We start from the raw sequence: 12,502 nt of genomic DNA, 5'->3' as shown, positions 1-12,502 counted from the left end.
CTCTTTTTTAATAGGCAAGGTTAATGAAAAAAGTCCTCACGGTATTTGGTACCCGACCAGAAGCAATCAAAATGGCCCCTCTCGTTCACAAATTAGCAGAGTCTAATTTAATAGAATCCCGCGTATGTGTTACAGCGCAACACAGAGAAATGCTAGACCAGGTTTTACAACTGTTTGAAATCACTCCTGACTACGATCTGAACATCATGAAACCTGGCCAAGACCTATACGATGTGACAACCAAGATCCTTACCGACATAAAAGCGGTCATTGCCGATTTTAAACCTGATATTGTTTTGGTTCACGGCGACACTAGCACAACATTTAGTGCTGCTTTAGCGGCCTTTTATCAGCAAGTAAAAGTAGGACACGTTGAAGCCGGACTACGTACTGGCAATATTTATTCTCCTTGGCCAGAAGAAGCCAACCGCAAATTAACAGGTGCAATCACTCAATTCCACTTTGCGCCAACAGCATCGTCAGAATCAAACCTACTTAAAGAAAATACACCAGCGTCTAATATTTATGTCACTGGTAACACGGTAATCGACGCATTATTGTGGGTTAAACAAAAATTAGACAACAATGACGCGTTGCGCTCTGCGTTTACTGAAAAGTTCTCATTTATTAACCCTGATAAAAAATTAGTGTTAGTCACCGGTCACCGACGTGAAAGTTTTGGTGACGGATTTGAACGGATATGCAGTGCATTAGCGACTATTGCTAAACAACGTCCAGATGTACAAATCGTTTACCCAATGCACATGAATCCTAACGTTAGAGAACCGGTAAACCGATTATTATCCGACTTAGACAACGTATTTTTAATTGAACCACAAGATTACCTGCCATTTGTTTATTTAATGAATCAATCCTATTTGATCATTACTGACTCAGGTGGTGTTCAAGAAGAAGCGCCTTCAATTGGTAAACCAGTACTGGTTATGCGTGATACAACAGAGCGCCCAGAAGCCGTTGATGCAGGTACTGTCATATTAGTAGGAACCGATGAACAACGCATTGTTGAGCAAACAATTACATTGCTAGACGATGAAGTTAAATATAATACGATGTCGCAGGCCCATAACCCATATGGTGACGGCCAAGCTTGTCAAAGAATAGTACAAACATTAGTAGAGGAATTATAGTAATGGACTTTAAGACAGTTTCAGTTATTGGTTTGGGTTACATAGGCTTGCCAACGGCTGCCGTTATTGCATCCCGTGGTATCAAGGTTGTTGGTGTTGAGATAAATCAACACGCGGTTGATACAATCAATGCTGGTAAAATTCATATTGTAGAACCAGACTTAGACATAGTGGTTAAAAGTGTTGTATCTACCGGCTTTTTAAGAGCCACGACGACTGTTGAAAAAGCCGACGCTTTTATGATTGCAGTTCCTACACCGTTTAAACACGGTGATGATGATTCACATTCTCCTGACCTAAGCTATATTGAGTCAGCGGCAAAAGCCATTGCACCTGTAATTGAAGCCGGTAATTTGGTCATTTTAGAATCTACCTCACCTGTGGGCGCAACTGAAAAACTCGCGGGTTGGTTAAAAGAAGCACGCCCAGACTTAACCTTCCCGCAAGATGTTGGCGATCAAGCAGACATTAAAGTCGCGCATTGTCCAGAACGTGTTTTACCTGGTTATGTATTACAAGAGTTAGTGTCTAACGACCGTGTCATTGGTGGTGTCTCTCCTGCATGTAGCGCCGCTGCTGTAGACCTGTATAAAACATTTGTACGCGGCGAATGTATTGTCACCAATGCTAGAACAGCAGAAATGGCTAAGTTAACTGAAAACTCATTTAGAGACGTTAACATTGCCTTTGCCAATGAATTATCCACCATATGTGACCAACTGCGTATTAACGTATGGGAGCTGATCAAATTAGCAAACAGGCACCCTCGCGTAAATATCTTGAGCCCAGGACCTGGTGTTGGTGGCCATTGTATCGCTGTAGACCCTTGGTTTATTGTTGATAGCTGCCCGGAACATGCAAAACTAATCAAACAAGCCCGATTAACCAACGATGCAAAACCTCATTATGTTGTTAATCAAATTAAAGAAGCGGCTGATCAGTTTAAACGCCCTGTTATTGCTTGTTTAGGCCTAGCATTTAAAGCCGATATCGACGACCTCAGAGAGAGTCCAGCGGTACAAATCGTTGAAGATCTTGCCCAAGCCAAAGTTGGCGAAATAATTGCGGTTGAGCCTAATATTAGCGAGCTTCCGGGTTCACTTTCGGATGCAAATGTCACTCTTGCGTCTGTTGCTGCAGCACTAGAAGTTGCCAATGTTGTGGTCATTTTGGTTGATCACAAAGAATTTAAAGCAGCGGACCGCTCATTGTTTGCCAAAAAAGTCGTTATCGATACACGCGGTCTTTTATAAAAGCATCGCTTTTATGAAGTCGCTCCTACTGCTCATCACATTACTTAGTCATCATTGCCTCGCGGCAATGGTGACGGTAGATGGAGTCGACTTTACCTCACTATCTGCAGCACGCACGGCCATTAAAGATGGTAGCCGTATTTACCTCCAAAAAGGCGTTTATGCCGTAGGCGCTTATATTAAAGCCAGCGATATAGAACTCATTGGTGAAGAAGGCGTTGTTTTTGACAATGCCATTGCCGACGAGAAAGCCGCTTTGGTATTTACCGGCAATAATATTACTGTTGAATCCATTGAGTGCCGCAATATTGCAGTAAAAGACAAAAACGGCGCTTGTATCCGATTTGAAGGTCAACACCTCACTGTTCGCAATCTATACGCCCACGACAGCCAAGCTGGCATTTTAACAAATAGAGATGCAGGCAATATAACCATTGAATATTCTAAGTTTGAACGTTTAGGCGGGAAAGGCAAAGGAGTGGGTTATGCTCATGCGGTGTATGCTTTTGCAGACGAGCTCCGAATTTATCGCTCTGAGATTCTTTCGATGCGAGAAAGCGGTTCTGGGATCAAAAGTCGTTCTAAAAAAACCGTCATATTAGAGTCGAGACTTGCAACAATTAATGGTGATGATAGTCGATTAATAGACACGGCAAACTTTGGCGAACTTATTGTTCAAAAGAGTATTTTGCAGCAAGGTGACAATTCGACTAACCGACAACTCATAGCCTACGGCCTTGAGAAAAAAGTAGAACGGTTATTTGATGTCAATTCAATTGAAATTAAAAATAATATTTTTATCCTAGATAGAGCAAAATCCAGTGTCATTGTTAGCTATCGACTTGCGGATAAAATTGAAATAACAGACAACGTTTATATTGGTGACTTTTTGTACACCGCTGATTTTTTACCAAATAACACTTGGTATTCATCGAGAAATAAGGCATTTATTGCTGAATTGCCATATATTCCAAAATTAGAAGATTTTGATGATATTATCTTTAGAGCAACAACTTATGGGACCGCCGAGCATCCATAAGATTTTATTACTGTGATTAAATGGACCTAATAAATGACGATTTTAGTTAAAACATACAACAGCGCCATCGATGCTGAATGGGACGATTACGTTAAGTCACATGACAATGGTTCTATTTATCATCTAATGAGTTGGAAACCGTTAATTGAAAAGTGTTTTGGCCACAAAGCCTCGTACCTTTACGCTATCAATGAGTCTGGCAAGATCTGTGGCGTATTGCCTGCGGTAAACGTTAAAAGTGCCCTATTTGGCAATAATTTAATCTCTATGCCTTATTTCAATTACGGTGGCGCCATTGCAGACTCAACCGAAATTGCACAAAAACTCACTCAAGCAACGATTGAATTTGCTAAACAGCAAGGCATTGACTATGTCCAGTTTAGAGAAAATCAGGCCGACCCAGATTCAACGCTAGAAGTATCCACCAGCAAAGTGAATATGATCCTGCAACTCCCTGAAACTGCAGAGTTGCTTGGTAAATCAATAGGCTCTAAACGTCGCTCACAAATTAAACGACCGATTAGAGAAGGTGTCAGTCACAAATTTGGTGGCTTAGAACTGCTCGACGATTTTTATGAAGTATTCTGCCTTAACATGCGAGATTTAGGTACACCGGTTTACGCGAAGTCGTTTTTCCAAGAAATATTAACGACATTTGCCAGCAATGCCATATTGTGCGTGATCTATTGGGAAGGAAAACCGGTTTCAACCGGGTTCTTATTGCATCACAATAATCGCATGGAAATTCCATGGGCGAGCACCGTAAGGTACGCAAATAGAATTTCAGTAAATATGTACCTTTACTGGCAAATCCTAAGCTACGCTATCGAGCAAGAATTTAAAGAGTTCGACTTCGGACGTTCTACTATCGACGCGGGTACGTACAAGTTTAAGAAACAATGGGGCGCTGAACCGAGCCAATGTTACTGGTATCACTGGGTTCCAGATGGAAAAACGCTTCCTAATTTATCCCCGACCAACAGTAAGTTTGAGTTAGCCATTAAAATTTGGCAAAAACTGCCTCTTGGGATAACAAAATTGATAGGACCTCCTATCGTAAAAAACCTACCTTAAAACAATCTTTCAGTGAATTAATGCTTCCAGTTATTTGATGGCTTGCATGCACTCAGTAGAAACATGTATTTGGTAGAAGCATGTAATGATAGTTACTCTGTTTAGCTCGCTCAATGCAGCGCGTTAAGCAGAGTGCATTAGCTATTAGGTAGAACCTTATATAACGTCATGTACTGCGCGACCATCGACTCAACACTGTACTTACTAGAAACCAAGTTGTAGGCACGCTCGACTTTTTGCTGAACATCCGTTGAACCACTTAGTATTTGAACAAACAATTCACTCATTTGCTCTGCATTATTTGGCTCGACAAACCACACTTCGTTGTCGGTGATAAACTTAGATATCCCACCCACATTGGTGGTAACAACTGGTATTCCAAGCGCCATGGATTCTAATATGGTCATTGGCATTGCTTCATAATGAGACGACAAAGCAAACAAATCGGTGCCAGACAAGATATCGTCAACATCTGACCGATAACCAAGCATATGAATATCGGATTGATGGGTCAGGGTCGATTTAAACGTATCGAGCTCCTGATACGACGGGCCATCTCCAACAAACTGTAGAATAGTCGTATCCATAACATTTGACTTTTCTTTGGCCAATTGAAACGCTTTCATCAACATAGTTTGATTTTTAATTGGGTCGAGCCGGCCAACGGTTGTTATCACCTTAGCGTTATTGGTTCGATCTTGTATCGGCATTTGCGCAGGGACATTAACCCCATTAAAAACCAGACTTACCTTTTTGTTATTAATACCTAAGTCGTTGATGACCCAGTTATATAAATCGTATGACACTACGGTATAGTGATTGATAAAGGTCGAAATGAGCTTTCTGAAACGATTGTTAAACTGGTTTAGGCCTTTTGGATCATCTCCTCCACGACCATGATCACAGTGAACGGTGGTAGGTACACCCGCTAACTTGGCAACCAAATGGTATTCTATCGTGCCAAAATTATAAGTATGCATTGCCTTAGGCTTGAGACGACGTAAGAGGCGGAGTAACTTATAGTGACTAAATAAATCGTTGCCTGGTTTTTTTCCAATACAATACACATCAACTGGCACATCGAACGCTTTGATAAGGCCAAATTCGCTGGTTAAGGAAATTAAAACATGTTTAACTGGATAATCACGGGAATGATTGACCAGATTGACAATAACTTTCTCTAAACCACCGCAACCAAAGCTAGGGACAAGATGCACTATCTTTTGTATTTCTGTCTTTTGTGCTTTCATAAAATGTTTATTTTCTCGTATATTTGAAACTAAGCTTTTTAACAAAATTTAAAATGGTAATACGTAGTGTATTTTATCGAATTAAAACGGCTGTCTCATTTTACACATTCCGACCTAAAAAACATGTGGTTTACCGTCGCTCAAACGGCAATTCCCAATATATTTTTAAGTTGGCCATGGATCGACAGCTGGTTGTCTTTATTAAAAGACCAAGATGATATTTATGTTATTACTGCTTCACACCACAACCAGTGTGTTGGTATTGGAATATTTGTTGAGAAACACGTCACACGGCATGGATTTTTTAAATCTAAACAGTGGTATTTACACCGAACTGGTGACGACAAGTTAGACCAAATTTGGATAGAGAAAAACAACTTTTTAGTAAGTGACCAAAATTCACGTCAAATTACGTCCGCAATGTGGCAACACCTTTTTTTGAATCAGCCTGATGTTGATGAATTTATTGTTAACGTCGCTCTTGATGAAACATCCATTGGAATTACCACCCACAACACGGACTATCAATTAGTAAAAGAAAATATCGACGTCGGCTATTTACTCGCTATAAATGCGATAAAAGATAGCTCGCGGTTTCCACAGGAAATTTCAAACTCTACATATAAGCATGTAGAACGTACCATTCGTCGTTTAAACCAAGATAATGACTTAACCTTTGAATTTGTTACCGATCCCGCAGCAATACTTAATACGTTAGAACAACTCTCCCATTGGCACATAACCAAATGGGAAGGTACTACCACTCCAAGTGGCTTTAATAACGATACATTTCAGGATTTTCACTCCCGCTTTATTCGGCAAAAGTTAGACAACGCCTGTATCGCGGTTTTATCTGCCGGGGGTGAAATTATTGGTGTTAATTATTACCTTCGTCACAAACGTAATCTGGCATTTTATTTAAGCTGTATTAAGCCAATTACTGACAACAAAATTAAAATTGGACTTGCACTGCATTGCTTAGTGGCAAGGCAAGCGCATACTATGAATATTGCCTTTATCGACTACTTAGCCGGTGACGCCGATTACAAAAGAAAATTATCAAACAATACAGAGGCGTACTGTCAAATTACTGTACAAAAACGACAGATTAAATTTAAAATTGAAGCCAGCTTAGGTAAATTAAAAAGAAGATTTCTAAACGTTAAACAAAGACAATGATTAATACGAATTTGTTATTGCAATACAATGCGGGACAAAACTTACGCACTATAATATAGTAAGTTGAATGATTAAACGGACACTTTGTCAACTATAAAAATAGGATTGGATTGAATATGAACTCCTCAAGATTACTACTGGTTTCTACAATAATTATTGCATTAGCAGGTTGTGGCGGTACCTCCCCTGAAGAGTATTTCAAACTTGCTCAACAGCATATTCAAAACGGTGACAGTGAATCCGCCATCATTGCGTTAAAAAATGTAATCAAGGAAGTGCCTGGCAATATCGAAGCCAGAAAGCAATTGGCCGAACTCTATATGGCAGATGGTTCGCTAGATAATGCTGAAAAAGAATTGGCCTATGTAATAAACAAAGGCCAAGGTACGGAAAAGCATTATTCAGATCTGTTAAAAGTGCACAACCTTTTAAGTGACTTTGAAAGTACATTATTTATTGAAGGTCCAGAGGAATGGCAAGACATCAACTTGCAAAGTGCCTTTTTGTACCATAAAGCCATGGCTAACTATCGTTTAAAAAATGAAGAACTAGGCAAGCAAACCCTCGAAGTCTTAGTTACGTTAGCTCCAGAAACCATCTACGGTAAACTAGCTTCAGCTTATCTAATGTCAGAACAAGACTTGATGGAATCGGCCAACATAATAGAGGCTTTGTCTCAACAGTTCCCAAATAATTCAGATATTTTTATGCTAAAGGGCCTCGTATTAGGAAGCCTTAAAAAGTATGGCGAAGCGGCAAAAGCATACGAACACCACTTAACATTAATGCCAAAATATAGACAAATACGACTATATATTGCTGACGCATTAGTAAAAGATAAGCAGTTTTCTGCTGCACAAGTACATACTGAATATTTGTTAAAATACACCCATGAGCAGGCTTTCCTTAATCAGCTACAAGGTGTTATTAAATTTGACGCCAAGGAATATAAAGTCGCCCAGGGTCACTTTGAAAAAGCGATTCAAAACGGTATAGATTCAACTACAAATAGACTCATGGCTGGACTTACCTCTTTTCAAAACAAACAATATGAAAAAGCATATCAATACTTAAGTTCAATAGCTGACAAGATGCCGCCAACTCACCCAGCCAAAAAAATACTGGCGATTACTCAGCTGCAACTCGGTTATACATTAGAAGCCTCAGCCACCATGTTAGAACTTGAAGGCCTAAATGATGCTGACGCATCTATGTTTGCTAGTGCAAGTTTTGAGTTAATTAAAGACGGTGACTTTAAAACAGCAAAAACATTATTGGCAAAAACAGAAAACATAGATGGTAAAAGTGCCAGCGCGTTAATTACTCACGGCCTTGCCAAACTCAGCCTTGATGATGTTAGTGGTGTCGTTAACTTAGAGCAAGCTTTAGAGATCGCACCTGACTTGTCGGTCGCTAAGTCTGCTTTGGCCTCGGCCTACATGGCGACCAATGAATTTGATAAAGCGCTTAAACTTGCTAAAACATGGCAGGAACAAAATGACATAAATGGTTATAACTTGGCTGGTTATGTTTATCAAAAACAAGGCAAAGCCGAGTTGGCAACCAAAGCATTTGAAGACGCTTTAAAACTAGATTCGACAAATACCCCTTCTCATATGTATTTTGCCAATGTAAATATGAAGCAAGGTAATTATCAGGAAGCCAGTTCGTACTTAACCAAATTATTTCAAAAAGAGCCGGACAACCTAACAGCCCTTAAAATGTACTATTTTATCGGTAGAGAGCAGGGTAATACTAAAGAGGCCCTCGATCTGATGGAAGACAGATTTAAGGTTAATTTGACATCTGAACCTCATCGTTTACAACTTGCCCAGTTATATTTAAACGAAAAAAAACCAAATCAAGTCATCAGAATTTTAACAAGTTATGACTTTCAACCAACTCAAGATACAAATGAGTTTTATTGGCTAGCACTTGCCGACAGTTTGCAAGTTGTTGGCAAAAACAATGAAGCGCTTAAGCTTTATAGCCGTTGGACCCAAGCTAATCCAACAGCTGAATTGGCCTGGTTAAAAAAGATCAGTGCAGAGCAGGGTTTAAAACGATTTGCTTTAGCGTTGACGTCTGTAGAAAACGCACTTATTCATTTCCCAGATTCAAAAGGTTTGCAAATTGTACACGTAAACCTGTTAATTCGTGATGGTCAAAATGATACAGCGGAAGGCTTGTTACGCCGCTATTTTAAAGATGAATCTAAGAACCTTGTTGTGCAATATCTGCAGGGGCAAATATTGTTAAACAGAAAAAATTATAAACAGTCTTTACCTCTGTTACAGGCATATTATGATAAAAAACAAACCTCTGAATCAGCGCGTTATATTTATGCCGCATATGTAGGCAAAGGTGAAAAACCAAAGGCCATTAAGTTTGTTGAGTCTCATATAGAAAAGGCACCTGATGACATTTCAAATATCTATATGTTAGCAAACGAGTTTTTAACAACGGACAATAAAAAAGCACAGCTTTATTTTGGAAAAATGCTTAGCATAACCCCGACAAATCTAGTGGCACTTAACAACCTAGCTTGGTTGCAGTACCAAAACGACCAGTTGCCTGAAGCCAAGGTTACGATAGAACGAGCGTTTAAGATTAACGATAATCTACCGCAATTGCTGGATACAGGCGCCATTATCTACGAAAAACTGGGGGATATTAAAAAGGCCAAAGCGCTAATTAATAAAGCGTATAAGTTAACGGATGATCAACGAAGCTTAAGAACAAATTATAATAGAATTAACGCTTTGTAACTTACTCTTTGTAAATAACCAAATGCATTTATGATGGAATGGGACATCGCTGTCCCATTCCATTACATAATAAACATAGCACCTACATACGGTGCAATTTGTAACAAACATAAGCCTTGCCAACTCAACGGGTTAAACCACACCCTCTTTTAGCCCCCAAAACAGAACCTGCTCATTCTTAATTATTCATTTGTTCCACTGCTAATAGCAACTATTAGGCTAAGTACACTAACGACCCCCCTGACAAAGTACAACTGCGCCTATATGTCGACTCCGGTTTAAAAATTGCCACACGTTAACGCGCATCACATAATCTGCCAGTGTAATTGCTTGTATGTTTCCTGCGGTAACCATGACAATTATCGGTACTTCCTTTACTTCCTTACTGCCTTTACAGCCTTTACTGCCTTTACTGCCTTTACTGCCTTTACTGCCTTTACTGCCTTTACTGCCTTTACTGCCTTTACTGCAGGAACGAATCCATTAGAGAGTCATTTTTACGTCATAATGCACCTAATATTCCGTCGGCATGTTTTTGTGATCACTAATTGCTGATTTAATTTATTGGATGCGATTGCGCCTTAAAACTCCGCAACTCAACAACTCCGCAACCTTTTAGTATAAATATGGAACTGGATCTAATTGAGGTTAGTAAGCAGTAAGCAGTAAGCAGTAAGCAGTAAGCAGTAAGCAGTAAGCAGTAAGCAGAATTAAAGATCAATGAGGGCTTTATAGCGCGTATTATTGGACTTAAATTTTAGACATAAAAAAACCGCTCATATTGAGCGGTTTTAAAAACATCTAACTTGTTAGATTATGCTTTACGACGCGCCGCGCCTGCAAGTCCTAACAAACCTAAACCGAAGATAGCTAGTGAAGCTGGCTCAGAAACAAAAAGACTTAAGTTTGCAGAGTCTAGTGTTGTTTCACGAGTTAAGAAATCAACCTCAGTTGCGTTAATACCAAAAGTACTTAATACAGCTGTTTGGTAAGCAGTAGCAACATAGCTGTCATTATAAAGTGGTGTAGTACCCGCATTTGTAATTTCAGTTGTAATACGACCACCAACATGTGCATCAGTTACGTTTGCAATGATGTCATGAAAATCTGTGTAACCACCAACGCTATATGCTGAGTAGAAGAAGTCGTCAGCAATAGAAGCGATGTCAGATTTGATGTTAAAGTTAACACCCGTGCCACCTAGGTCAGCACCAGAACCAGTCACGTCTAACGCTAATACTTGTGTAGATACACCACTAGCAATGTCTTTCATGAACAAGTTAACGTAACCACCAACAAACTGTGCACCAATTGCTTCGCCAGAATCTTGAACGTTATTGCTGTTAAGGTCGTTAAACCCAGCAAATCCGAAAAATTCGTAGTCAGCAACTAGTGTGTAAGTTGCAAGACCAAAAGCAGGCACGTTAGTGTTATATGCTTCGTTGTCAGTCGTATAGTTTAATGAAGCAACTTCGATTCCGAATGCAGCGTCAAATACCATGTTGCCTTGTTCGATTGTTCCGTTTTGGTCAGCATCTAAGTAAGCAGATGTTGGGTTAAACGTACCAAAAGTAAATTTATCGAAAACGCCAGAAACAGAGTTTCCATCCATATCGTAATCAGTACCTACATCGATTGAGATAGGAGAAGCGTTTGCACCAAATGCACTAACTAGTGTAAGTGCTAGTAAAGATTTTTTAATGTTCATGTTTATATTCCTGTATGTTTTGTCAAAGCGACTATGACCTTACTATGCTAACCGCGTGCCAATATTGTAACCCATTGTATTTTATGTAATTTATAAAAGATCGTTGATTTTTAAAACATCATTTGTAAAAGATCCTGACATTCAATTTAGCGCTCAATCATTAATCAACCGTGTTTATTTATCTAAAACCAATTTTTTAGCAATGCTAAACATGATTTTTTGCAGTGGATTGCGATTTCCGCCTGGACGCCAGGTTTTTTTCAGTTTGTTTTTATAACCGTCATAATGTAAACCGTATGGTGCGCACACTAGCTCTCCACGGTTCAGCAATATTTTCAAAGCATAGGTTCCAGCTACAGCTCCACAAAATTTAACCCCCATCGGAATGGATGGGCCTTTTTTGGCATTGAAGTCTGCTTTTTCAGGCACAACTAAATAGTCGCGCTGCAACATAGAAGGAGACAATCCAATTAAAAATTGGATCAATTGCTCATCTTCGGTCTGTTTATCTTCAAACCTAAAATACTCTTCGTAACTCATACCGCCGGGCATAAAGCATAAAAATGCCGTTCCCATACCTAAAGGAGCTGCGGTTATCACTGGGATCCCTTTTTCTTGGCATTTTCTAAAAACGAGCTTTCTGGCAGAAAGTGCAAAGAAGTCCAAGCTATCAACGTAAAGATCAACACCATCTAAAAATTCATCAACGTTATGTTCAAATATGCCTTCTGGAAAAACACGTACATCCGCTTCTGGATTTATATCTTTGGTTATTTCCGCCATAACTTCACATTTAGGTCGATTAATCGTCGACATAAACGCACCGGCTTGACGATTAAAATTATGAACTTCATATTCGTCAAAATCGGAAATGTTAAATTTCCCGACACCTAACCTTGCTAACGTAACTGTATGTTCGCTACCTACTCCGCCGGCGCCAGCCATTGCTACGCGTTTTGTTCTCAGTACCTCTTGTTCTTCTTCTGTTATCCAGCCAATATTTCGTGAAAATGCATCGTTATAGTTAAACATGAAAAATTCCTTATTTAGTTACGTTTGCTCCTCCTATATAAAACGACTTCA

At 39.5% G+C, this 12,502-nt stretch carries 9 protein-coding genes; 6 read left to right on the top strand and 3 right to left on the bottom strand.

Features of this window, described 5'->3' with window-relative positions; all coding sequences use genetic code 11:
• Positions 1-23 precede the first annotated feature (23 nt).
• From wecB to KO525_RS01020, 4 genes are read left to right on the top strand one after another with little or no spacing between them, the layout of a single operon-like run.
• Entirely contained in the window at positions 24-1,148 is a 1,125-nt protein-coding gene (wecB, locus tag KO525_RS01035) for a non-hydrolyzing UDP-N-acetylglucosamine 2-epimerase (protein ID WP_215961938.1), read from the top strand.
• A 2-nt stretch (positions 1,149-1,150) separates the two neighbouring features.
• Positions 1,151-2,401: a UDP-N-acetyl-D-mannosamine dehydrogenase gene (gene wecC / locus KO525_RS01030; RefSeq protein WP_215961937.1), complete on the top strand. Its 1,251-nt coding sequence runs from the start codon at positions 1,151-1,153 to the stop codon at positions 2,399-2,401.
• Positions 2,402-2,414: 13 nt separating this feature from the next.
• Complete coding sequence (locus KO525_RS01025; RefSeq protein WP_215961936.1) at positions 2,415-3,440, top strand: right-handed parallel beta-helix repeat-containing protein; 1,026 nt, start codon at positions 2,415-2,417, stop codon at positions 3,438-3,440.
• Between the two features lie 33 nt (positions 3,441-3,473).
• Positions 3,474-4,514, top strand: coding sequence for a FemAB family XrtA/PEP-CTERM system-associated protein (locus tag KO525_RS01020; protein WP_215961935.1), 1,041 nt, complete (start codon positions 3,474-3,476; stop codon positions 4,512-4,514).
• A 137-nt stretch (positions 4,515-4,651) separates the two neighbouring features.
• Here KO525_RS01020 and KO525_RS01015 read toward each other — a convergent pair whose 3' ends face one another.
• Positions 4,652-5,764 carry a glycosyltransferase gene (locus tag KO525_RS01015; RefSeq protein WP_215961934.1) on the bottom strand — a complete coding sequence of 371 codons (1,113 nt, stop codon included), beginning with the start codon at positions 5,762-5,764 and terminating at the stop codon, positions 4,652-4,654.
• A gap of 66 nt (positions 5,765-5,830) precedes the next feature.
• On the opposite strand from KO525_RS01015, the gene KO525_RS01010 reads away from it, so the two are divergent.
• A complete protein-coding gene (locus KO525_RS01010) occupies positions 5,831-6,943 on the top strand; it encodes a GNAT family N-acetyltransferase (protein WP_215961933.1) in 1,113 nt (370 codons plus the stop codon).
• Between the two features lie 116 nt (positions 6,944-7,059).
• Complete coding sequence (prsT, locus tag KO525_RS01005) at positions 7,060-9,711, top strand: XrtA/PEP-CTERM system TPR-repeat protein PrsT (protein ID WP_215961932.1); 2,652 nt, start codon at positions 7,060-7,062, stop codon at positions 9,709-9,711.
• Between the two features lie 814 nt (positions 9,712-10,525).
• Here the strand turns inward: prsT and KO525_RS19560 are convergent.
• Entirely contained in the window at positions 10,526-11,419 is an 894-nt protein-coding gene (locus tag KO525_RS19560) for a PEP-CTERM sorting domain-containing protein (RefSeq protein ID WP_252736857.1), read from the bottom strand.
• A 174-nt stretch (positions 11,420-11,593) separates the two neighbouring features.
• Positions 11,594-12,451, bottom strand: a complete 858-nt coding sequence (locus KO525_RS00995; protein WP_215961931.1) for a ThiF family adenylyltransferase — start codon at positions 12,449-12,451, stop codon at positions 11,594-11,596.
• Between the last annotated feature and the right edge of the window lie 51 nt (positions 12,452-12,502).

Source organism: Psychrosphaera sp. B3R10 (genome assembly GCF_018861025.1).
Classification (GTDB): Bacteria; Pseudomonadota; Gammaproteobacteria; order Enterobacterales; family Alteromonadaceae; genus Psychrosphaera; species Psychrosphaera algicola.
Note: the sequence above shows the minus strand (reverse complement) of the source record. Positions and strands in the feature narration are given on the sequence as shown.

Coding starts and splice junctions, on each gene's coding strand:
- wecB (WP_215961938.1), top strand. CDS start 24: ATGAAAAAAGTCCTCACGGTATTTGGTACCCGACCAGAAGCAATCAAA.
- wecC (WP_215961937.1), top strand. CDS start 1,151: ATGGACTTTAAGACAGTTTCAGTTATTGGTTTGGGTTACATAGGCTTG.
- KO525_RS01025 (WP_215961936.1), top strand. CDS start 2,415: ATGAAGTCGCTCCTACTGCTCATCACATTACTTAGTCATCATTGCCTC.
- KO525_RS01020 (WP_215961935.1), top strand. CDS start 3,474: ATGACGATTTTAGTTAAAACATACAACAGCGCCATCGATGCTGAATGG.
- KO525_RS01015 (WP_215961934.1), bottom strand. CDS start 5,764: ATGAAAGCACAAAAGACAGAAATACAAAAGATAGTGCATCTTGTCCCT.
- prsT (WP_215961932.1), top strand. CDS start 7,060: ATGAACTCCTCAAGATTACTACTGGTTTCTACAATAATTATTGCATTA.
- KO525_RS19560 (WP_252736857.1), bottom strand. CDS start 11,419: ATGAACATTAAAAAATCTTTACTAGCACTTACACTAGTTAGTGCATTT.
- KO525_RS00995 (WP_215961931.1), bottom strand. CDS start 12,451: ATGTTTAACTATAACGATGCATTTTCACGAAATATTGGCTGGATAACA.